General features: G+C 71.5%; 21 protein-coding genes. 11 read left to right on the top strand and 10 right to left on the bottom strand.

Annotation, left to right across the window (positions count from 1 at the left end; genetic code table 11):
• The 5 genes from AB0K18_RS15805 to AB0K18_RS15825 form a co-directional block, all read right to left on the bottom strand.
• The gene (locus AB0K18_RS15805) at positions 1-918 is read right to left on the bottom strand and encodes an ABC transporter permease (protein ID WP_364914718.1); all 918 of its coding nucleotides are present in this window, start codon (positions 916-918) and stop codon (positions 1-3) included.
• Positions 915-1,922 (bottom strand): ABC transporter permease, encoded by a 1,008-nt coding sequence (locus tag AB0K18_RS15810; RefSeq protein ID WP_364366512.1) that lies wholly within the window; start codon positions 1,920-1,922, stop codon positions 915-917. The genes AB0K18_RS15805 and AB0K18_RS15810 overlap by 4 nt, the downstream gene beginning before the upstream one ends.
• A gap of 3 nt (positions 1,923-1,925) precedes the next feature.
• The gene (locus AB0K18_RS15815) at positions 1,926-3,755 is read right to left on the bottom strand and encodes an ABC transporter substrate-binding protein (protein WP_364914719.1); all 1,830 of its coding nucleotides are present in this window, start codon (positions 3,753-3,755) and stop codon (positions 1,926-1,928) included.
• A 145-nt stretch (positions 3,756-3,900) separates the two neighbouring features.
• Positions 3,901-4,881, bottom strand: coding sequence for a zinc-dependent alcohol dehydrogenase family protein (locus tag AB0K18_RS15820; RefSeq protein WP_364914720.1), 981 nt, complete (start codon positions 4,879-4,881; stop codon positions 3,901-3,903).
• Between the two features lie 11 nt (positions 4,882-4,892).
• Positions 4,893-6,098, bottom strand: a complete 1,206-nt coding sequence (locus AB0K18_RS15825) for a M20 family metallopeptidase (protein WP_364914721.1) — start codon at positions 6,096-6,098, stop codon at positions 4,893-4,895.
• 100 nt (positions 6,099-6,198) lie between these two features.
• Between AB0K18_RS15825 and AB0K18_RS15830 the strand changes: the two genes are divergently transcribed.
• On the top strand, positions 6,199-6,939 hold the full coding sequence (locus AB0K18_RS15830) for an HAD-IIA family hydrolase (protein WP_364914939.1): 741 nt from the start codon (positions 6,199-6,201) through the stop codon (positions 6,937-6,939).
• A 171-nt stretch (positions 6,940-7,110) separates the two neighbouring features.
• Positions 7,111-7,581, top strand: a complete 471-nt coding sequence (locus tag AB0K18_RS15835; RefSeq protein ID WP_364914722.1) for a hypothetical protein — start codon at positions 7,111-7,113, stop codon at positions 7,579-7,581.
• A gap of 49 nt (positions 7,582-7,630) precedes the next feature.
• Here AB0K18_RS15835 and AB0K18_RS15840 read toward each other — a convergent pair whose 3' ends face one another.
• The 3 genes from AB0K18_RS15840 to AB0K18_RS15850 form a co-directional block, all read right to left on the bottom strand.
• Complete coding sequence (locus AB0K18_RS15840; protein WP_364914723.1) at positions 7,631-8,233, bottom strand: NADPH-dependent FMN reductase; 603 nt, start codon at positions 8,231-8,233, stop codon at positions 7,631-7,633.
• A gap of 62 nt (positions 8,234-8,295) precedes the next feature.
• The gene (locus AB0K18_RS15845) at positions 8,296-10,290 is read right to left on the bottom strand and encodes an AarF/UbiB family protein (protein ID WP_364914724.1); all 1,995 of its coding nucleotides are present in this window, start codon (positions 10,288-10,290) and stop codon (positions 8,296-8,298) included.
• Positions 10,291-10,372: 82 nt separating this feature from the next.
• Positions 10,373-11,302 carry an acyl-ACP desaturase gene (locus AB0K18_RS15850; RefSeq protein WP_364914725.1) on the bottom strand — a complete coding sequence of 310 codons (930 nt, stop codon included), beginning with the start codon at positions 11,300-11,302 and terminating at the stop codon, positions 10,373-10,375.
• A 77-nt stretch (positions 11,303-11,379) separates the two neighbouring features.
• On the opposite strand from AB0K18_RS15850, the gene AB0K18_RS15855 reads away from it, so the two are divergent.
• Positions 11,380-11,823, top strand: coding sequence for an NUDIX hydrolase (locus tag AB0K18_RS15855; protein ID WP_364914726.1), 444 nt, complete (start codon positions 11,380-11,382; stop codon positions 11,821-11,823).
• Between the two features lie 91 nt (positions 11,824-11,914).
• Here AB0K18_RS15855 and arfB read toward each other — a convergent pair whose 3' ends face one another.
• The gene (gene arfB / locus AB0K18_RS15860) at positions 11,915-12,322 is read right to left on the bottom strand and encodes an alternative ribosome rescue aminoacyl-tRNA hydrolase ArfB (protein ID WP_364914727.1); all 408 of its coding nucleotides are present in this window, start codon (positions 12,320-12,322) and stop codon (positions 11,915-11,917) included.
• 171 nt (positions 12,323-12,493) lie between these two features.
• Here arfB and AB0K18_RS15865 point away from each other — a divergent pair, with 171 nt between their 5' ends.
• From AB0K18_RS15865 to AB0K18_RS15875, 3 genes are all read left to right on the top strand, one after another.
• A complete protein-coding gene (locus AB0K18_RS15865) occupies positions 12,494-13,309 on the top strand; it encodes a hypothetical protein (protein WP_364914728.1) in 816 nt (271 codons plus the stop codon).
• Positions 13,306-13,887 (top strand): HAD family phosphatase, encoded by a 582-nt coding sequence (locus AB0K18_RS15870; protein WP_364914729.1) that lies wholly within the window; start codon positions 13,306-13,308, stop codon positions 13,885-13,887. The genes AB0K18_RS15865 and AB0K18_RS15870 overlap by 4 nt, the downstream gene beginning before the upstream one ends.
• Positions 13,888-14,026: 139 nt before the next feature.
• Complete coding sequence (locus AB0K18_RS15875) at positions 14,027-15,571, top strand: alkaline phosphatase D family protein (protein WP_364914730.1); 1,545 nt, start codon at positions 14,027-14,029, stop codon at positions 15,569-15,571.
• Between the two features lie 190 nt (positions 15,572-15,761).
• Here AB0K18_RS15875 and AB0K18_RS15880 read toward each other — a convergent pair whose 3' ends face one another.
• On the bottom strand, positions 15,762-17,390 hold the full coding sequence (locus AB0K18_RS15880) for an efflux RND transporter periplasmic adaptor subunit (protein WP_364914731.1): 1,629 nt from the start codon (positions 17,388-17,390) through the stop codon (positions 15,762-15,764).
• A 146-nt stretch (positions 17,391-17,536) separates the two neighbouring features.
• Between AB0K18_RS15880 and AB0K18_RS15885 the strand changes: the two genes are divergently transcribed.
• Genes AB0K18_RS15885 through AB0K18_RS15905 form a run of 5 tightly spaced genes read left to right on the top strand, consistent with a single transcriptional unit; the run spans position 17,537 to position 21,891 of the window.
• Positions 17,537-18,610 carry an efflux RND transporter periplasmic adaptor subunit gene (locus tag AB0K18_RS15885; RefSeq protein ID WP_364914732.1) on the top strand — a complete coding sequence of 358 codons (1,074 nt, stop codon included), beginning with the start codon at positions 17,537-17,539 and terminating at the stop codon, positions 18,608-18,610.
• On the top strand, positions 18,607-19,374 hold the full coding sequence (locus AB0K18_RS15890; protein WP_364914733.1) for an ABC transporter ATP-binding protein: 768 nt from the start codon (positions 18,607-18,609) through the stop codon (positions 19,372-19,374). Before AB0K18_RS15885 ends, AB0K18_RS15890 begins: the two co-directional genes overlap by 4 nt.
• Positions 19,371-20,621: an ABC transporter permease gene (locus tag AB0K18_RS15895; RefSeq protein WP_364914734.1), complete on the top strand. Its 1,251-nt coding sequence runs from the start codon at positions 19,371-19,373 to the stop codon at positions 20,619-20,621. The genes AB0K18_RS15890 and AB0K18_RS15895 overlap by 4 nt, the downstream gene beginning before the upstream one ends.
• 11 nt (positions 20,622-20,632) lie before the next feature.
• On the top strand, positions 20,633-21,202 hold the full coding sequence (locus AB0K18_RS15900) for a hypothetical protein (protein WP_364914735.1): 570 nt from the start codon (positions 20,633-20,635) through the stop codon (positions 21,200-21,202).
• On the top strand, positions 21,199-21,891 hold the full coding sequence (locus tag AB0K18_RS15905) for a response regulator transcription factor (protein ID WP_364914736.1): 693 nt from the start codon (positions 21,199-21,201) through the stop codon (positions 21,889-21,891). The genes AB0K18_RS15900 and AB0K18_RS15905 overlap by 4 nt, the downstream gene beginning before the upstream one ends.
• Positions 21,892-21,896: the final 5 nt, after the last annotated feature.

Genomic DNA, 21,896 nt, shown 5'->3' on the forward strand with positions numbered 1-21,896 from the left:
CTACTCCTCGCGCAGCCGGGGATTGAAGATCTCGTCCATGGCGTCCACCACGAGCACGATCCCGAGCGTGAGCAGCAGGATCGCCAGCAGCGGAGCCAGCAGGTAGCCCAGCGCGTTCGGCGTGATCATGGCGCCCGCCTGAAACACGGCCAGGTTGAGCATCACGCCCCAGTTGTCCGACTCGTACGGCAGCACGCCCAGGAAGAACAGGCCCACCTGCGAGTAGACCGCGCCGGTGACCGAGATGAGCATGTTCATGGCGATGTACGGTGCCATGCTCGGCAGCAGTTCCTTGCCGATGATGTGCGTGGTGGACAGGCCGAGTCCGCGCGCCGCCTCGATGAACCCGCGCTCGCGCAGCGACAGCGTCTGCGAGCGCACGGCCCGCGCCACGCCGCCCCAACCGAGCAGGCCGAGCACGAGGCCCATCTGCACCGGGCTGCTGAAGCGCCACACGGTCGCGAGGACCAGCAGCAGCGGCAGGCCGGGGATGGTGAGCTTCATGTCGGTCAGCCGCATGAGCACGGTGTCCCAGCGGCCCCGGCGGAAGCCGGAGAACAACCCGATCGCGGTGCCGACGACGACCGTGATGACCGCGGTCACCGCGGCGGTCAGCAGCACGTAGCGCGAGCCCTTGATGACCAGCGCGGTCACGTCCCGCCCCTGCGGGTCGGTGCCGAACCAGTGCTCCCAGCTCGGCGGCTGGGTGATCGCGTTTGTGTCGCCCGGCAGGTTGGCGGGCAGCAGCATGGGCCCGACGACCGCCATGATCACGAAGCCCGCGAGGATGACGACGCCGACCATGCGGCTGGGCTTGCGCTTCATCACCCGCCACACGCCGCGCCAGAAGTTGCGGCGCATGGCCGAGGCCGCCGAGCCGGTGCCCGCACCGGTCTCCGGAATGAGCGTGGCGCTCACGACGCCTCCTCTCCGCTGCGCACCCGCGGGTCGATGACCGTGTAGAACAGGTCCGCCACGATGTTGGCGATGATGGTCCCGGCCGTGATCAGCAGGAAGGCGCCGCCCATCAGGGCGTAGTCGCGGTCGGTGACGCTGCTGATCAGCAGCCAGCCGAGGCCCGGATAGTTGAAGATCTTCTCGATGAAGACCGCGCCACCGAGCAGCAGCCCCAGTGACAGGGCGAGCATGGTGAACAGCGGCAGGATCGCGTTGCGCGCGATGTACCTGAAGACGATCGAGCGCTTCATCCCGCGCAGCTCGGCGGCCAGGATGAAGTCGTCACCGAGCACGGTCACGACGCTCGACTTCATCGCCAGGATCCACCCGCCGTACGCCGACAGCGCGTACGTCAGGACCGGCAGGATCGCGTGCTCGACGAGCGAGCCGATGTAGCCGGCGTTGAATCCCGGTTCGTACAGGATGTCCACCGACCCGTCGGCGGGCAGGATGGGGATGAGCGTGGCGAAGATCACAACGAGCAGCATCGCCAGCACGTACTGCGGGATGCCGTGCAGCAGCGAGCCCGAGATGGACAGCGCGTCGCCGAGCTTGCCGGTGCGCTTGATCGCCGCGTACACGCCGAGGATGATCCCGACGAGGAAGCTCAGCAGCGTGCCGGCCAGCACCGGTAGAACGGTCCACTTCGCCGCGTCGGTCAGCACGTCGAGCACGGGGGTGCCGGGCCTGGTGACCGAGACACCGAGGTCGAGACGGAGCAGGCCGGTGATGTACTCGCTGTACTGCTGCCACAGCGTGCCGTCCGGCTGGAAGCCGTACAGCACCTTCACCGCCTGCTGGGCCGCCTCGGGGGCCATGCCGCCCTCGATCAGCTTCTCGTAGCGGGCGGCCATGGGGTCGCCCGGGATGTTGTTGATGATGAAGAAGCTGATCGTCGCGACAACGAGGATCATGACGAACCCGCGGGCCAGGTGGCCCGCGAGTCGCCGTGCGATGGACGTCATAGGCTACTGCTTCGCCTTGATCAGACCTTGCTGGATCCACACGCCGGAGGGGAGCACGCCGGTGCCCATTCGCAGGACCTCGTCGTCGTGGGGCCAGCCGGTGAAACGGTTGTTGTTGACGAACTGCGTGTTCACGTAGTCCCAGAGCTGGATGACCGGCAGGTCCTGGTTGGCGGCCTTGGCCAGCTTCGCCATGATCGGCTTGGCGGCCTCCTCGTCGGCGGAGTTCAGCTCGGCGGTCAGCTCACCGGGGTTGATCTTCTCGCCGTCGACCTCGATCTCCTCGGGGCCGCCCATCCAGTTGTTGTTCTTGCCGGGTGCGCTGTGCGTGACCTTGCCCGCGACGTTGGTCCAGCCGTTGGAGGCGCCGTAGAGGCGCTGGAAGATGTCGTACGGCGCGGGGCCGAGCGCCATCAGCCAGAAGCCGACGTCGTACTTGCCGGCCGCCAGCTCCTCCAGGTACAGCGGGTAGTCGGCGGTCGTCACGACCTCCGCGTCCACGCCGGCCTTGATGAGCTGGCCCTTGATGTTCTCCTGCGCCGACAGCCAGTCGGAGAAGCCGGCGGGCGCGTGCATGGAGACCTTCCACGGCGTGCCGTCGGCCAGGGTCCACTTGCCGTCCTTCTTGACCAGGCCGGCTTCCTTGAACTCCGTCTCGGCCTTGGCAAGGTCCGCCTTGTACGGCTCGAGCTGCGGGACCGTGTCGGGGATCCACGCCTGCGCGGCCTTCTGGTGGATGCCGCTGGTGGTGGCGGCGGCCGTGCCGCCCTCGGGCGAGGCGACCTTGGTGACCTGGTCGCGGTCGATGAGGTAGGCCAGGCCCCTGCGCACGTGGACGTTGTCGTACGGCTTCTTGGTCTGGTTGAAGGCCATGCCCACGGCCACCGGCGAGTAGCCCTTGATGACCTCGTTGCCGGAGGCGGCCTTGATCCGGTTCATCACGTCCGTCGGCGCGGCGGTGAACCCGGCGTGGTCGAGCTTGCCGGCGGTGAGGTAGTTCCAGATCTGCTCGTTGCCGGTGTAGTTGAGGAACTTCACCTGCGAAGGAGCGACGTTGGCGGCGTTGAAGAAGTACTTGTTCTTGACCAGCAGCGCCTCGGAGGGGTTGACCCGCTCCAGCACGAACGGACCGGCGGAGACGTCCTTCGGCGGGGCGAAGGCGATGACCCTCTCGCCCAGGGACGTGATCTCCTCACGGGCCTTCTCGGCGTCGGCGCCGTCGCCGCGCGCGGCCTTGAGCTTGTCCCAGAAGTCGGCGGGGAGCACGCTGCTCCACACGTGCGCCGGCAGGATCGTGGTGTCCAGCACGCCGCGGGCGAACTTCGGGCTGGGGTTGGCCATGTCCTGCGTGATCTTCACCGTCTGCGGGTCGACCACCTCGACCTCGGCAGCGGCGCCCGCCGCGCCCGGGGTGGTCGAGAACGCCGTGCTGCCCTGCGTGTAGGCGATGCCGATGGACATCTTGACGTCCTCGGCTGTGACCGGCTTGCCGTCGGACCACTTCGCGTTGGGCTGCAACTTCAACGTGATCGCGGAGTTGTCGTCCGCGAGCTCCCAGCTCGCCGCCAGACCGGGCAGGGCCTTGTTCGGGTCGGTCAGGTGGTTGACGACCCAGCCCAGCTTCATGGAGCTGTAGCCGGGGAAGGAGTTGCCCTTCGGGTTGTACGGGTTGGCCGGCGCCGACGCCTCAAGGCCCGGCCTGTTCACGTCGATCGTGGTGAAGAGCCCGCCGCCTCCACCGCCCGAGCCGGACTTGTTGGTGGTGCCACCGCTGCACGCCGCAGTCGCGGTGGCAAGACCCAGCAACGCCACTACCGCTGCCAGTCGCTTCATTTGCCGCTCCGGGGGATGTCTCTAGGGATTGACCGGACATTACGATCGCGCCAGATCGGCGTCAATAATCTCCAGCGGTTGTGAGGCTAATGTAACTTTCCTTCATGAGTGTAGGAAGTGGCGCTAAGCGCCATCAAGTAAAACCTCAGGTCAGCACCAAGACGGCCGCCCCGTTGACCCGGTCGGCGGCCAGGTCCGCCAGCGCCCGGTCCGCCTCATCGAACGGGTAGGCCACCGCCGACACCCTGGGCGGATGCGACAGGGCCAGCTCCAGGTAGGCGTGCCCGTCGGCCCTGGTGTTGGCCGTCACGCTGCGCAGCGTGCGCTCCTGGAACAGGTGCCGGTCGTAGTCGAGCGCAGGGACGTCGGTGAGGTGGATGCCCGCCACGGCGAGCGTCCCGCCCCGGTCGAGCGCCTCCAGCGCGGGCGGCACCAGCGTGCCGACGGGCGCGAACAGGATCGCCGCGTCCAGCGGCTCGGGCGGCCGGTGCGCGTCCGCGGAGGCCGCGCCCAGCTCAAGCGCCAGCCTACGTGCTTGTTCCGACCGCGTGACCACGTGCAACGTGGCCCCGCGCGCGATCGCCGCCTGCGCGGTCAGATGCGCCGACGAGCCGAAGCCGTAGATGCCGAGCCGCCCGTCCTGCGGCAGGTCGCACCTGGCCAGCGCCCGGTAGCCGATGATGCCCGCGCACAGCAGCGGCGCCAGCCACTCGGCCGGGCGGTCGTCGGGCAGCGGATAGACGTAGTCCTCGCGGGCGACGACGTACTCGGCGTAGCCGCCGTCGGCGTCCCACCCCGTGTACGTCGAGTACGGGCACAGGTTCTCCATGCCCCTGCGGCAGTACCGGCACCGGCCGCAGGTCGAGCGCAGCCACGCCACGCCCACCCGCCTGCCCGCGCGCGGGCAGGTGCCCTCGATCCTGCCCACCACCTGGTGCCCGGGGGTGGTGCGCGGCCGGCGCGGCTCCAGGTCGCCCTCCGCGAGGTGCAGGTCCGTACGGCACACCGCGCACGCCTCCACCTTCACCAGGACCTCGCCGGGCCCCGGCACGGGCGCCGCCCGCTCGATCAGCCGCAGCGGCCCCGACGCGATCGGTCCGGGCCGCTCCACCACCCAGGCACGCATGTGGTCACCCCTTATCCGTTCGTCGCCTCCTGCGCCAGCCTGGAGGCCGCCAGCGAGGCGTACAGCGCGGCGCCGTCCGGCAGCACCGCGTCGTCGAAGAGCGCGTCGGGGGAGTGGTTGTAGGGGGCGGTCACCGGGTCGCGGTCCGGCGGGCAGGCGCCCAGGAACACGAACGCGCCCGGCACGTTCTCCAGCACGTACGAGAAGTCCTCCGAGCCCATGATCGGGTTGGGCGAGACGGCGTAGCGGCCCGGCCCGAACAGCTCGTCGGCCGTCGCGCCGGCGAACTCCGCCTCGGTCCTGTCGTTCACCGTCACCGGGTAGCCCATCGCGAACGACGGCTCCACGCCCAGCCCGTACGCCGCCGCGATGCCCTCCACGACCTCCACCAGGCGCCGCTTGGCCAGCGCCCTGTTCTCCTTGCTGAAGGTCCGCAGCGTCGCCTCGAAGTGCGCCTCGTCGGGGATCACGTTGTCGGCCGAGCCGGCCTGGAACCTGCCCACCGTCACCACGACCGGGTCGAAGACGTTGAACGTCCTGGTCACCATGGTCTGCAGCGACGTCACCATCTCGCAGGCCGCCTGGATCGGGTCGAGCGACAGGTGCGGCGTCGAGCCGTGCCCGCCGCGCCCCTTCACCGTCACCTTGAACGTGTCGGCCGCCGCCATCAGCGGCCCTGGCCGCGACGCGAACAGCCCCTGCGGCAGGACCGACGACACCACGTGCATCCCGTACGCCGCCACCGGCCGGGCGCCCGCCGCCTCCAGCACGCCCTCCTCGATCATGCGCTTGGCGCCGTCGTGGCCCTCCTCGCCCGGCTGGAACATGAAGATCACGTCACCGGCCAGCTCGTCGCGCCGCCCGCTCAGCAGGTGCGCCGCCCCCACCAGCATCGCCGTGTGCAGGTCGTGGCCGCAGGCGTGCATCTGGCCCGGCAACTGGGAGACGTACGGCAGGTCGTTCTTCTCGGCCACCGGCAGCGCGTCCATGTCGCCACGCAAAAGCACCGCGGGCCCCGGCCTGCCACCCCGCAGCACCGCCGTCACCGAGCTGAGCGCGGACCCGGTCGTGATCTCCAGCGGCAGCCCCTCCAGGGCCGCGAGCACCTTCTCCTGGGTGCGCGGCAGGTGCAGGCCGATCTCGGGGGTGGTGTGCAGGGAGTGCCTGAGCTGGACGATCTCGTCCCGCATGTCCTGGGCGGTTTCAGTGAACGACATGAGCAACATTGTTCACCCGCCGGGCGGGAAGTCGATAAGGCGCGCTCGGTACGATGAACGCGTGACTCAGCGTAAGCGGATCGACTCCTGGTTGTCCGACATGGACGGCGTGCTCGTACATGAAGGGCGGCCGGTCCCAGGTGCGGACGAATTCATCAAAAGGCTCAGCGAGTCGGGCCGGAAGTTCCGGGTCCTGACCAACAACTCGATCTACACCCAGCGCGACCTGTCCGTACGCCTCGCGGGCGCGGGGCTCGACGTGCCCGCCGAGTCCATCTGGACCTCCGCCCTGGCCACCGCCCAGTTCCTCGACGACCAGCGGGCCGGCGGGTCGGCCTACGTGATCGGCGAGGCCGGGCTGACCACGGCGCTGCACGAGGTCGGCTACGTGCTGACCGACCTCGACCCCGACTACGTGGTGCTCGGCGAGACCCGCACCTACAGCTTCACCCAGATCACCCGCGCCATCCGGCTCATCGAGGGCGGCGCCCGCTTCATCGCCACCAACCCCGACCCCATCGGCCCCTCCACCGAGGGCTCGCTGCCGGCCTGCGGCGCCGTCGCCGCCATGATCACCAAGGCCACCGGCGTGGAGCCGTACTTCGTGGGCAAGCCCAACCCGCGCATGATGCGCAGCGCGCTCAACGAGATCGAGGCCCACAGCGAGACCACGGCGATGATCGGCGACCGCATGGACACCGACATCGTCTCGGGCATGGAGGCCGGGCTGTTCACCATCCTCGTGCTCACCGGCGTCACCCAGCGGCAGGAGATCGACCGCTTCCCCTACCGTCCCTCCCTGATCGTCGACTCGGTCGCCGACCTCATCGAGCTCATCTGAGGCCCGCGGGACGGGCTCAGGAGGAAAAACCTGCACCCGCTCCCTGCTCTTGTTCCCGCCGTCGAGAGGGGTTCGAGGGGCGCGAGAGGAAAGAAGCACACCCGCGCTTTTCCTCCGCTCCGCGCCCCCGTCCCTCGGCTGCGACGATGGCGGCAAGGAAGAGCGCAGAGCATGAGAGGGCGGGGGCAGGTGGACGTACGCGCGGAGGTCCTCGACCTGAAACTCCGGGTCGAGGATCTCGAGACGGCCCTGGAGCAGGCGGGGCCCGAGGAGCAGATCGGTCTCATGCGGGAGGTCCTCGGCCTCTCGGAGCGGCTGCAGGCCGAGATCACCACGCTGCGGGCCGAGCTGGCCCGTGCCCGTGGCGAGATCGGCGAGGAGTTCGCCGCGGTCGGCACGGAGATCGCGGGCGTGCGCAGGGAGGTCGCCTCCCGCCCCGCCGCCGAGACCACCGAGACGCCCGAGACCCCCGGGACATCCGACACGGACGAGGCCGCCGAGCCAGGGGCGGACGTGCGGGCGGAGATCGCGGTCGAGTTCGCCGTCGTCCGGTCGGAGATCCAGCGCGAGTTCGACTTCCTGCGGTCCGAGGTCCTCGACCTGAGCATCAAGCTGGAGCGCCTGCAGCGGCGCGAGCACTGACCGCATCACAGCGCCGTCCCAGCGCCGTCCCAGCGCCGTCCCAGCGCTGTCACAGGGCCGACAGCACCGGCTCCATGACCTCGGCGGGGCAGAGCTGGCGGATCACTCGCCGCACCTGGTCGCGCAGGTCGGCCGAGGTCAGGTGGCCGTCCTCGTCGAAGTGCGGGCAGACCGGCGAGATCACCAGCTCGGCCCCCATCACCACGGCGCCCGCCCCGAGCAACTGCTTGTACAGCTCCGCCTGCGCCCACATGGCCCCGCAGGCCCGCGCGCTCGCGCTCATCACCGCGACGTGCCTGCCCGACAACCCGTCCCGCGCGGCCATCCAGTCCAGTGCGTGGGTCAGCTCCATCGGCAGCAGGCTGTGCTCGGGAGCCGTCAGCAGGATCGCGTCGCTCCCCGCGACCATCGAGACCAGCTCCCGCGCCGGCCCCGGGACGGGCCCCGGCTGGTACGGCGGGATCTCGCCCAACCCCTGCCACACCTCGAAACACACGTTCTCCGGCAATTCGCCGCCTGCCGCGTCCAACAATCTGGTGATGAATGACCCCGCGTGGAGACTGGCGGCGATCCCGATGATTTTCACCCACTGCTCCCAAGGGGTTCCGGTGTTACCGGGAACCTGCCCGATGCCGCGGATGTCCAAGACCATGCCGAAGTCAAGAGGCGCACAGTTCTCCCCGAACTCGGCGATCTTGTGCGGAGATGTCCCGGCTACCGGTCGTCGGAGGCGCGGGGGCGGCGGAAGATCAGCGCCAGCACCCGCAAGCCCAGGATCGCCGCGACCATCAGCAGGTTGTAGCCGATGAGCTGCAGCAGCGTCGTCGAGCCCACCAGGGCGGGCCCGCCGTCCGTGGTCAGCAGGATGACCGCCATCAGCCCCGCCGTCGCGCCCAGCACCGTCAGCAGCACCTGGTGCAGCAGGCCCGTCACGTAGCGGCGGTCGCGGTCGTCGGCGAGCAGCCGCACGTTCATGCTGAAGCGGCCGTGTTCGGCGGCGCTGGCGATGCGCTCGATCCGGCGGGGCAGGCGGCGCAGCATCGGCACCAGGGCGGTCAGCTCCTGGGTCAGCGACTCGCGGATCGTCTCCGGCGTGACCTGCTCCGACAGGTAGCGTCCCGCGAACGCGCGGGCCTCGCCCATCAGGTTGAAGCCGGGCGACAGGCGCACCAGCGTGCCCTCCAGCGTGGCCAGCGCGCGGAAGACGGCGGCCACCTCGGGCGGGATCGACAGGCCGTACTCCGAGACGATCTTGAACAGGTCGGTGAACAGCTGCGCGCTGTCCAGACCGGGGCCCAGGTGCCTGGCCATGAACTGGCCCAGGGCCCGCTCCAGCGCCGGCTCGTCGATCTCCTCGGGGCGCGGCACGACCTCCAGGAGCGCGTCCGTGACGCCCAGGGGGTCCTGGCGGTTCATGGCGAGCAGGAAGCGCTGCAGCGCCGCGCGTACGGAGCCGTCGAGCCGGCCCACCGAGCCGAAGTCGAGCAGGCCCAGCGTGCCGTCGTCCAGCAGCATGAGGTTGCCAGGGTGCGGGTCGGCGTGGAAGACGCCCTCGATGAGGATCTGCCGCAGCAGGCAGTCGAGCAGGTCGCGGGCCAGGCGCGGGCCCTCGGCGGGGTCGGCGGCGGTGACCGGGCGTCCCGACAGCCGCTCCATGACCAGCACCCGTTCCGAGCACATGGCGCTGATCGGCGCGGGATACGCGACGCTCGCTCCGCCGCCGGAGTCTTCCCCGGGGGCTCCTGAGGCGCGGGCGGCCGAGACGGCGGCCATGTTGGCGGCCTCGACGCCGAAGTCCAGCTCCTCCCTGATCGCCGTGGCGAAGCCCTCGGCCAGGTCGAGCAGGCCGAGCGAGCGGCCCCAGCGGGTCCTGCCCTCCAGCGTGGCGGCCAGCCGCCGGACGATCTCCAGGTCCTGGCCGACGACCGCCTCGATGCCCGGTCGGCGTACCTTGACCACGACCTCGCGGCCCGAGTGCAGCCGGGCGGCGTGCACCTGGCCGATGGAGGCGGCGGCGAGCGGCGTCCGGTCGAACGCGGCGAAGACCTCCTCCACCGGCCCGCCCAGCTCCGCGCGCAGCACCGGCTCGACCTGCTCCCACGGGGCGGGGGCGACCTGGTCCTGCAGCCGTCCGAGCTCCTCGACGAACTCGGCGGGCAGCAGGTCGCGCCGGGTGGACAGCACCTGCCCGAGCTTGATGAACGTCACCCCGCCGTCGTCCAGCGCGGCCCGCAGCGAGGCGGCCAGGCGGAGCTTGCCCGAGCGGTCGTCCAGCCGTTCGCCCCTGCCGCGCAGGTAGGGGCCGAGTCCGTGCCGGACGGCGATCCTGGTGATCTGCGAATAACGCCTGGTCCTGGACAACCGGCCGCGTACGGACCGCGCCAGCTCCAGCGGCCCCGGCACCGAGCCGGGCGGCACCAGCGCCTCGGCCAGCACGAGCATGGCCATGGGGATCAGCACCATGGCCATGAGGACGAGCAGGAGGACTCCCAGGGCGGCCGCGTCGGGCGGCTGAGTGCCGTCCATAGGGCCGACCATGGCCATGATCGGCTCCAGCACCGGCTGGGCGAGCGCGAACGCGACCAGCGCGGCCAGGAACGTGCGCAGCGCGCCGAAGCGGACATCCAGCAGCCGCTGCGTCACGACCGCGAGGAGCATGATCGTCAGCAGCGTGGCGATCCCGACGGCGACCGTGGTGGGAAAGTCCATGGGCCAGGATCCTCCCATGCCGCCGCTACTGCGGTGCCATGCCCCTCTTCATGATGTTCTGTACGTTCTGCGCCCTTGCGGGTTACTTCTGGGCTGCCTCGCGGGCGCGGCGCGCCTCGCGGCGCTCGACGAAGCGGGCGGCCGTGGCGTCCGTCTTGGCCAGGAACGCGGACAGCTCCTCGCGCGCCTTCTCGCCCTCGGCGTCCAGCCCCGTCTTGTCGAACACCGACCACTGCCGCAGCACCGGCATGAGCACGTCGTCGAGGTGCAGGCGCAGGTCGTAGATGCCCTCGTGGGCGATGATCAGCGACTTGCGGGCGAAGCCCTCCATGCCCTGGCCGGGCATCTGGAAGGTGGTCACCACGTCGGTCACCGCGCGCATGGTCTGGTTGGGGTCGAGCTCGAAGGCCGCCTTGAGCAGGTTGCGGTAGAAGAGCATGTGCAGGTTCTCGTCGGCGGCGATCCTGGCCAGCAGCCGCTCGCAGCCCTCGTCGCCGGAGGCCCTGCCGGTGTTGCGGTGGGCGATGCGGGTGGCCAGCTCCTGGAAGGAGACGTACGCGAGCTGCTGCAGCATCGTGCTGTACTCGGTGGCGAAGCCCTGCTCCATGTGCCGCATGCGGGCGCGCTCCAGCGCCACCGGGTCCACGGCGCGGGTGACGGTGAGGTAGTCGCGGAGGGCGGTGCCGTGACGGTCCTCCTCGGCGGTCCACCGGTGCACCCAGGTGCCCCAGGCGCCGTCGCGGCCGAACGTCGTGGCGATCTCGTGGTGGTAGCTGGGCAGGTTGTCCTCGGTCAGGAGGTTGACGATGAGCGACACCCTGGCGGCCTCGGGGATCTTGGAGTCGCCCTCCTGCCACGCCTCGCCCCCGTAGATGCCGTCGAAGTCGCGGCCTTCGCTCCACGGGATGTACTCGTGCGGGAACCACTCTTTGGCCATCTTCTCGTGGCGGTCGAGTTCGCCGGCCACCACCGGCTCGAGTTCGTGCAGCAGCTCCGTCTGAGACATCGCCATAAAAGATCTTCTCCTTGCGGTTACGGTACCGTAGGTTAGGCTACCCGAAGGACATACCGGTCAAATAGGGTGGATGTATGCGACCCAGTGTCCGTGGTGTCCTACTCGACCACGACGATCGGCTCGTCCTGTTCCGGCGTACGGTGCCGGGACGCGCGCGCTACTGGACGGTGCCGGGCGGGCACGTCGAGCCCGAGGACGGCACGCTGGAGGACACCCTGCACCGAGAGCTCCTGGAGGAGCTGGGCGCGACGGTCTTCGCGGTGCGTCACCTGGTCACCGTGTCCTACCCCTGGCGGGGCGAGGTCAAGACCCAGCACGTGTACGGCTGCCGCCTGCTGAGCATGGACCCCAAGCTACGCCACGGGCCGGAGTTCGATGACCCGGCGCGCGGCCTGTACGAGGTGGAGCACGTCCGGCTGCACCGTTCTGAGCTGTTCGCGCGGAACCTCATCCCGCAGGCCGTGGCCGGCTACCTCTCGGCCACCATCACCACCCTGCCCCGCCTCATCGGCACCTGACCTCGGGAGCGCGCCCGCCGAAGGCGAGGCGGGCGGTGGGGAGACAGGCGGGAAGCCTGGAAGGTCCCCGGAAGCTCCCGGAAGCGGGGCGTCAGGGTTCGCGGCGGAGGCGCTTGAGGTCGCTGCGCTGCTTCTTGGCGGCGATGCGCCGTTCCACCGAGCCGCGGCTCGGCTTGGTCGGCCGCCGGCGCTTGGGCGGCGGCGCGATGGCCTCGCGCAGCCGCTGCGCGAGCCGGTGCGCGGCGGCCTCGCGGTTGCGCAGCTGGGAGCGGTACTCCGAGGCGGCGATGGTGATCGTGCCGGTGCCGAGCCGGTCGAGGGCGCGCGCCTTGAGCGCGGGCGGCAGCGCCGTGGTCGCGGACAGGTCGAACGTCAGCTCCACCCGGCTGTCGGTGGTGTTGACGCCCTGGCCTCCGGGGCCCGAGGAACGCGAGAAGCGCCACACGAGCTCGGCGTCGGGGATGACGACGGCGTCGTTGACGACCAGCGGGCCGGGCATGGTGGGGAGCTCCTGTTCGCGATGCGCTCTTTCTTACGACATATCACCGTATATGGACGGCATATACCGCCCGCAATCACATTTTCCCGCCGCGAGTGCTCGTTGACACTCCGCCGGACGGCGGCGTATGCCACTATCGCGCGGAAGAAGCACGGGGTCAGGGAGGACGCGGTGTCCGGCATCGTCGGCGTGCACGGGATCGGCAAGTACGACTACTACCTCAGAGCCGGACGGTCGGTGCCCGGCGCCGAGGCGGCCATGCGCCGCAAATGGGACCGCTACCTGCACGCGGCGCTCGGCGGCGAGACGCGGCCGTACTTCTCGGAGATCGCCTACTTCTCCCACCTCCTGAACGACGGCGCCGACCTCGGCGAGGCCCCCAAGGCCGCCATGGAGCTCCAGGCGCAGGAGGTCCTCGCCGGCTGGGCCAGGAACCTCGGGCTCGGCGAGCACGTCACGGGCGCCCTCAAGTCGGTCACCGGCTGGCTGCTGGACAGGCTGGACGAGCGGTCGGCGGCGTTCGCCAAGCTGTTCGCGCCCGAGGTGGCCGCCTACCTCACCGACAAGGGCCGCCGCGAGAAGTGCCGGCAGGCCGTGGCCGACGTCATCAGGCGCAACCGCCCCCGGATCGTCATCGCGCACTCGCTGGGCAGCGTGGTCACGTACGAGGCGCTGTGGGCCTGCCCCGACCTCGAGGCGGACCTGCTCGTCACCCTCGGCAGCCCCCTCGGCATGCGCCACGTCGTCTTCGAGCACCTCCTGCCGGCCCCCGTCGGCGGGCGCGGCGAGCGTCCGCCCGGCGTGCGGCGCTGGGTGAACATCTCCGACAAGGACGACATCGCCGCCATACCGCCCGCCCTCGCCGGCTGCTTCACCGGCGTCGACGCGGAAGAGCTGGTCAACCTCGACTGGATCGACTTCCACACCGCCGAGAAGTACCTGGGCTGCCCGGCGCTCGGCCCGCATCTGCGACCATTCCTCGCATGACATGGATCGTGTTCGACTACGGCGGCGTGCTCTCCCTGCCCCAGTCGGCGGACGACGCCGACGCGATGGCGCGGGCGGTGGGCGCCGAGCCCGGGGCGTTCAGGCGCGGCTACTGGGAGCATCGCCTCGCCTTCGACCGGGCCGACCTGAGCCCGCACGCCTACTGGAGCGCCGTGCTGGGCCGGGCCGCCACGCCCGCCGAGGTCGCGCGCCTGGTCGCCATGGACGTCTCGAGCTGGGCCAACCCCGACAGGGGCACGGTCGCGCTGCTCGGCGAGCTGCTCGACGCCGGCCGTGACGTGGCGCTGCTGTCGAACGCGCCCGTCTGCGTCGGCGACGGCCTCGACCAGCTGCCATGGGTCGCCGCGATCGGCCACCGCTACTACAGCGGGCGGATGGGCCTGGTCAAACCCGACAAGGAGATCTACGACGCGCTGGCGCACGGGCTCGGCGCCGACCCGTCCGACATCGTCTTCGTCGACGACCGTGAGGAGAACGTCGAGGGCGCCCTGCGGGCCGGACTGCGCGCGGTGCACTTCACCGACGCCGCCGCCCTGCGCGCGTCCCTGCCCGGCTGAGGTGCGCGGCCGCCGTTCACGGGGGCGTCAGGGGGCCGTCACCTCGCGTACGCGGTGGCCGCGTACCGACCGGTGCTGTTCATCCTGGCTTGACTCCGCTGTCACGGCGGAGTCAGACCGGGAGGCGATACCTGGGAGCGTGGACCGCAGAGCCTTCCTGACAGCGGCGACAGCCGGCCTCCTCGTCTCCTCGCCCGCCCTCCCGGCGGCCGCGACCTCCAGAACGCTCAAGACCGACCCCTTCACCCTCGGCGTCGCCTCGGGGGACCCCTCCACCGACGGCTTCGTGCTGTGGACCAGACTGGCCGCCGACCCCCTCGGCGGCGACGGGCGCGGCGGCATGCCGTCCCGCGACGTCGAGGTGGCCTGGCAGGTCGCCGCCGACGAACGGTTCCGCAGGATCGTCAGGTCCGGCACCGCCACCGCCCGCGCCCGCGACGCGCACAGCGTGCACGTCGAGCTGAAGGGGCTGGAGCCGGGGCGCGAATACTTCTACCGCTTCAAGAGCGAGGGCAGGCTGTCGCCGGCCGGGCGCACCCGTACGACGCCGGTGGGGGAGACGCCGCTGCACTTCGCCGTCGCCGCGTGCGCCCACTACGAGCACGGCTTCTACACCGCCTACCGCCGCCTCGCCGAGCAGGAGCCGCAACTGGTGGTGTTCCTCGGCGACTACATGTACGAGTACGGTCCCAGCGGCTACACCGCGCTCGCCGGCCGCGTACGCACCCACACGCCCGGCAAGTGCCGCACCCTGGCCGACTACCGGCTGCGCCACGCCCAGTACAAGAGCGACCCCGACCTCCAGGCCGCCCACGCGGTGGCGCCGTGGCTGGTGGCGTTCGACGATCACGAGGTGGAGAACAACTGGGCCGGGCACGTCTCCAGCACCGGCGCGCCCGGCTTCGAGCAGCGGCGGGCGCAGGCGTTCCGCGCGTACTACGAGAACATGCCGCTGCGCCGTGCCAGCCTCCAGGGTGCGGTGCTGCGGGTGAACCGGCGGGTCTCCTGGGGCACGCTGGCCCGCTTCCACCTGCTCGACACCCGGCAGTTCCGCGACGACCAGGCGTGCCTCGACGGCGTGCGGGCCGGGTGTGACGACCGGCTCGACGACCGGCGTACGCTGCTCGGCGCCGACCAGTGGCGCTGGCTGGAGCGCGGCCTGGACGCCTCCACCGCCCGCTGGAACCTGCTGGGGCAGCAGATCATGGTGGCGCAGCGCGACTTCAGGACCGGGCCTGGGCGCGAGGTCAACCTCGACTCCTGGGACGGCTACGCCGCCGAGCGCACCCGCCTGCTGACCGCCCTGGGCCGCACCGCCAATCCCGTGGTGCTGACCGGTGACGCCCACATGCACCATCTGGCCGAGCTCAAGACCGACTTCGACGACCCCGACTCGCCGGTGGTGGCCAGGGAGCTGGTGGCGTCGTCGATCGCCAGCGACGGCGACGGGTACCGCGACCGTACGTGGATCTCCGAGGCGTTGCAGGAGAACCCGCACTTCTCCTACATCGATCAGCGGCGCGGCTACCTGATGGGGCGGCTGACCAGGGACGAGCTGTCGGTGGACTTCCGCACCCTCGACTACATCTCCCGCAGAGGCGCCCCCGCGAAGACCTCCCACCGACTCACCGTCCCGGCGGCGCAGGACCGCTCCGCCGCCGCCCAAGCCGCGCCACCAGCCTGACCACCCACCCCCACGCCCCACCCCGATCGGCCGGCCCGGCGCGGGGCGTTCGCTGAAAGGTTCCTGAAGGCCGCCTGCGGGTTTGCTCAATCGGTGGGGGGTCGGCCGGGCCCCGGCATGGCAGGTTTCGCCGGGGTCCGGCCGGTGGCCGGGCCGGGCGCGCGGGTGGCGGGCGCCCGGCCCGGCCGGCTCATGTGCCGGGCCAGCTCGCTTCGGGGAACTCGCCCGACGTGCCGCCGGACATGACCACCTGGTCCTGCTCGCTCAGCCCCGAGGTGACCTGCACGTACTGGTCGCCGCGCACCCCCGTGCGGACGACCTTCGCCGAGTCCCTGCCGCCGGCGCGCACGGTGACGACCTGCGTCCCGTCGGTACGGCTGCGCACCGCGGAGGCCGGCACGTAGAGGGCGTCCCTGGCCTCGTCCGTGGTGATCGTCACCGAGGCGGTCTGCCCGAGCATGAGCCCGGCGGGCGGCTTGTCGAAGGCCAGCGTCACCCCGTACCTGACCAGCCGGTCGGACACCGTGGCGGTCGGCGCGACGGCCGTGACCGTGCCCGTGTACCGCTCGCCCGGGCGGGTCGCCAGCGTGATCGCGGCGTGCTGGCCGACCTTCAGCCGGTTCACGTCGGACTCGGTGACCATGGCCTGGACCTGCAGCTCGTCCAGGTCGCCCAGCGTGATGAAGGTGCCGGTGCCCGCCTTGTCGCCGGCCGCGCCCGCGACCGACAGCACCGTGCCCGCCACCGGGGCGACGATCCTGGTCGCCCGTACGGCGTCCGCGGCCTGCTCGACGGCGGCCTCGGCGCGGTCCACGTTCAGGGCGGCCTGCTCGGCGCTGAGCCCGCCCTTGCCCGTCGAGCCCTTGGTGCCGCCCGTCCTGGCCTGCCGGGTCCCTGACTTGGCGCACTCACCCGGCCTGGACGTCTTGGGCTGCCTCGCTACCGTCGGCCTCGCGCTGGTGGCGGGCTTCCTCGACGGCTTCGGGGACGCGGTCGGCGAAGGCTCCTGGGTGTCGTCCACGCCGACCACACCCGGGGTGTCGTCACCGGGAAGGCCCTGCAGGCCGCCGTCGGACGGGTCAGGCGTGGGCAGGGCGGGCGGGGGAGCGGCGGTGCCGGTCGCGGTGCCGGTCGCGGTGACCGTCGCGGTGACCGTGGCCGTCACCGTCACGGTGGGCGTCGCGGTGGCCGTCGCGGTGACGGTGACGGTCGGCTGCGGCTCTGGGAGATCGGTCGGCTCAGGGCCGTGCGTGCGGGACGGATGCGGGGTGAACGGCGCCTCTGGGCCGAGGACGGCACCGGCGGCGGGCACGCAGCCTGTCCCCGCGGTCCCACCGCCGGTGGCTTCAGGGGCGGCCTCGGCGGCCTCGGCGGCCGCGGTGGTCGCGGTGGTCGCCGGGGCGGCCGTGGTTACGGAGGCGCCGGTGGCTGCCGGGACGCTGGCTGACGGGGCGGTGGTGGCTGAGGAGGCTTGGTCCAGGGCCTCTTGGGCGGCGGCCAGGTCGGCCTTGGCCGCCTCGTACGCCTCCCGCGCCGCCCGCCCGTCGATCCTGGCCAGCACCTGGCCCTTGCGCACCTTGGCACCGACCTCGACGGACACCTTCGTCACCGTCCCGGCCGAGCCGAACGCCAGGTCGCGGCGGGAGCCGTCCACGGTGTCGCCCGCCGCGCTGACCGAGGCCGTGACCTGCCCGCGCTGCGCGGCGGCCAGCCGTACCTGGGTGGCCGGCCGGGGATCGTCGCGCAGCGCCAGCGCGAGGCCGGACCCGGCCACGAGCACGGCGAGGGCGAGCCCGCCCAGCACGAATCTCGGTCTCATGAGGGGACATCCTGGCCGAGCAGGTTGGCGGCAGCCTGCGCGCACCCTCAGAGTTTCCTGGACGCCGGATGGGGGCCGCCGCCGTCCAGCGAACGTTCAGCTTGCTCGCGGCTGCGTCGCAGCCTGGTGTGCGAGGGTCACCGCTCGTGAAGGTGTCGATCAGGCGCAGGGCGCTGTTGACCAACGGGGTGCTGACGGTGCTCCTGCTGGGCGGTGCCGGCCTCGTGTACGCGCAGCTCGGCACGGACCAGGCGGCGGGCGAGACGGCGGTGCGCACGGTGACGGCGGGACGCGGCTCGGTGACCGCGTCGGTGTCGGCGTCGGGGGCGGTGGAGAGCTCGCGGTCGCGCGCGCTGTCCTTCGGTACGAGCGGGACCGTCGAGAAGATCTACGTCAAGGCAGGGGACAAGGTCGCCAAGGGCGACATCCTGGCCAGGCTGGACGACGCGGCGGCCCAGGAGAGCCTGACGGCGGCGAAGGCCGCGTACGACGGCGCCGTGTCGGACGGAACGGGCACGGCGCAGCTCTACGCCGCTTACATCAAGGCCCGCAACGCCTACCGCGAGGCCCAGCGCACGGTGGCGGCCACGGTCCTCAAGGCCCCGTTCAAGGGCACGATCACCGCGGTGAACGGCTCGGTGGGCGGAACCAGCACCGGCAACACCCAAAGCGGGCAAGGGGCGGGCGCGAGCACCGGCTTCATCGAGCTGGCCGACACCACGAAGCTCCAGCTCGTCGGCACCTTCACCGAGTCGGACGCGGGCCGGCTGAAGAAGGGCCGGCAGGCGACGATCACGTTCGACGCGCTGCCCGGCGTGACCGCGACCGGCAAGGTGACGCAGATCGAGCCGGTCGCCGCCACCAGCGAGAACGTCGTGCGCTACCCGGTGACGATCACGTTCACGAAAGTGCCGGACCAGGTCAGGCTGGGACAGACCGCCACGGTCGAGGTCGTCACCGGCCGGGCGGAGAACGTGGTCACCGTCCCCTCCACGGCGATCTCCACGAGCGGCGGCCGGACCACGGTCACCGTGCTGCGGGACGGCCGCCAGGTCAGGACCCCGGTCGAGGTCGGCGTCCAGGGCGCCGCGCTCACCGAGATCACGTCAGGCGTGTCCGAGGGCGACGAGATCGTGCCGCCGTCCACCCCGTCCACCGGCCAGGGGACCGGCGGCGGCCAGCGCTTCGGCGGGGGCTTCCCGGGCGGAGGCAGGCGGTGACGGCTGAGGTGACGGCTGAGGGGACGGCTGAGGGGACGGTCCCGGTCCTGCGGGTGCGGAACCTGGTCAAGGAGTACGGCGCGGGCGAGGCGAGGGTGCGCGCGCTGCGCGGCGTCAGCCTGGACGTCGAGCGCGGCGACTACGTGGCCATCATGGGCGCGTCGGGCTCCGGCAAGTCCACGCTGATGAACATCCTTGGCTGCCTCGACGTCCCGAGCTCGGGCACGTACCTGATCGACGGCGCCGACGTCGGCCACCTCGACGAGCACCGGCTCGCGCTGCTGCGCAACCGCCGCGTCGGCTTCGTCTTCCAGTCGTTCAACCTGATCCCGCGCATGAGCGCCCTCGCCAACGTGGAGCTGCCCCTCGTCTACGGCGGCGTGCGCCCGGCGGAGCGGCGCGCCCGCGCGCTGGCCGCGCTGGAGCAGGTCGGCCTGACCGACCGGGTGCACCACCAGCCGAACCAGCTCTCCGGCGGCCAGCAGCAGCGGGTCGCCGTGGCCAGAGCCCTGGTGACCGCTCCCGCGCTGCTGCTGGCGGACGAGCCGACCGGCAACCTCGACACCGCCTCGACCCGCGACGTCCTGGAGATCCTCGACCGGCTCAGCGCGTCCGGCCGCACGATCGTGCTCATCACCCACGAGGACGACGTCGCCGAGCACGCCAAGCGGGTGATCCGGCTGGTGGACGGCGAGATCGTGGACGACCGCCGTCAGGCTCCCGTGGACGGCCCGCCGCCCCGCCAGATGGAGGCCGCCTCGTGAACCAGGTCGAGATCCTCCGCTTCGCCCTGCGCGGCCTGCTGGCCAACAAGATGCGCAGCGCGCTCACCACGCTCGGCATCCTCATCGGGGTGGCCGCCGTGATCATGCTGGTGGCCGTCGGCGAGGGCTCGTCACGCAGCATCCAGCAGAACATCCAGCGGCTCGGCGCGAACACGCTGACCATCTCGCCGTCCTTCTCCGGCGGCGGCGGTGGCGCCCAGCGGGGTCCCGGCAGGGGCGGCAACACCGGGCCGCGTACGCAGGCCAGGCAGCTCAGCCTGGCCGACGCCAAGGCGCTGACGGACGCGACGCTGGCGCCGTCCGTGCGCAGTGTCTCGCCGGTGGTGACGGTCTCGGCGGCCCCCGCCTCGTACGGCGCCGCCGCCCACCCGATCGCCCAGCTCGTCGGCACCTACCCGAGCTACTTCGAGGCCGTCAACAAGCCGGTCGCGAAGGGCGACTACTTCTACAACGACGACGTGCCGGCCGCCAGGAAGGTCATGGTGATCGGCCAGACCGTGGCGGACGAGCTGTTCGGCGCCGTCGATCCGATCGGCAAACAGGTGAGCGTGTCGGGGGTGCCGTTCACGGTGGTCGGGGTGCTCAAGGCGGCCGGGTCGAGCGGCGCGCAGGACGCCGACGACGTGGCCGTGGCGCCGCTGCCCGCCGTACAGCAGAGCCTGAGCGGGTTCGGCTCGCTGGACCAGATCGTCGTGCAGGCGACGGGAGCGGGCACCACCTCGGCGGCGCAGGCCGAGGTCACCGCTATCCTCAACCAACGACACGGCATCACGAACACCACCAATCCCGACTACCGCATCCTGAACCAGGCGACGTTGCAGGAGACCGTCAGCGAGGCCACCGGCACCTTCACCGTGCTGCTCGCCGCGGTCGCCGCGATCTCGCTGCTCGTGGGCGGCATCGGCATCACCAACATCATGCTGGTGACGGTCACCGAGCGCACCCGCGAGATCGGCATCCGCAAGGCGCTGGGCGCACCCAGGAGCGCCATCCTGGGCCAGTTCCTGATGGAGGCCACGCTGCTGAGCCTGGTCGGCGGCCTGTCGGGGGTGCTGGTGGCGTTCGCGGGGACCAGGTTCAGCATCGCCGGCATCGAGCCGGTCCTCGTGCCGTCGTCGGTCGCGCTGGCGCTGGGCGTCTCGGTGGGGATCGGGCTGTTCTTCGGCGGCTACCCGGCCAACCGGGCGGCCAAGCTCAGGCCGATCGAGGCCCTGCGCCACGAGTAAGGAGAGGGACATTGGACAAGCTGGACTCCTCGCCGTTCCCCGGCGACCTGCGGGAGGAGCTCGCCGTCCGGCCGGCGAGGGGCCTGTCGAAGGTCACGCTCGCACTGGGCGCCGGGGTCGTGCTGGTGGCCGGGATCCTCATCGGCATCCAGGCGCACAGCGCGTTCGGCTCGTCGGGCGGCTCGGGCGGCTCGGGCGGCTCGGGCGGCTCGTGGGCCGGCTCGTCGGGCAGGCCGCTGGGCACGCCGCAGGCGGGCCCGTCACGGCAGGCCGCGTCCGGTGAGCGGCCGGGCGGCACGGGCGGGGAGGGCCGCCGGCCGGGCGGCTTCGGCGGCGGCACGACCGGCACGGTCGAGAAGGTCGAGGACGGCACCGTCCACCTGAAGACCGTGACCGGCGAGAGCGTCACCGTCACCACCACCGGCGAGACCACCGTGCAGATCTCCGAGCCGGGCAAGGTCGCCGACCTGAAGCCGGGCGCCACGATCGTGGTGCGCGGCACGCCGGGCGAGGACGGCACGGTGACCGCCACCTCCATCACGCAGGGCGGCTCCGCCGCCCGGGGAGGCGGCCCGCGATGAGCGAACCCGAGGCCAGGCTGCTGGTGGTGGACGACGAGCCCAACATCAGGGAGTTGTTCTCGGCCAGCCTGCGCATGGCCGGGTTCGAGGTGCTGACGGCGGCCGACGGCAAGGAGGCGCTGCGGGTGGCCGAGGAGAGCACGCCGGACCTGGTGATGCTCGACGTGATGCTGCCCGATCTGGACGGCCTGGCGGTCGCGGGAAGGCTGCGGTCCCGCGGCCGCCGGGTCCCTGTGCTGTTCGTGACCGCCAAGGACACGCCCGAGGACCGCCTGGCCGGGCTGGGGCTCGGCGAGGACTACGTGACCAAGCCGTTCAGCCTGGAGGAGGTCATCGCGCGCATCAGAGCCGTGCTGCGCAGGACCCGCCGCGGCGCCCCGCCGCCGAACCGGCTCAGGGTCGCCGACGTCGAGCTGGACGACGAGACGCACGAGGTCTGGCGCGACGGCGTCCTCGTCCGGCTCTCGCCCACCGAGTTCCGCCTGCTGCGCTACTTCATGCTCAACGCGGGCCGGGTGCTGTCGAAGAAGCAGATACTCGACCACGTCTGGAACGGCGACTGGCGCACCGACGTCGGGCTCGTCGAGTCGTACGTCTCCTACCTCCGCCGCAAGATCGACACCGGCGAGCAGAAATACCTGCACACCCTGCGCGGCGTCGGCTACATCCTGCGCCCGCCCCGCATATGAGGAAG

It is taken from the genome of Nonomuraea sp. NPDC049421 (assembly GCF_040677005.1).
Lineage (GTDB): Bacteria > Actinomycetota > Actinomycetes > Streptosporangiales > Streptosporangiaceae > Nonomuraea > Nonomuraea salmonea.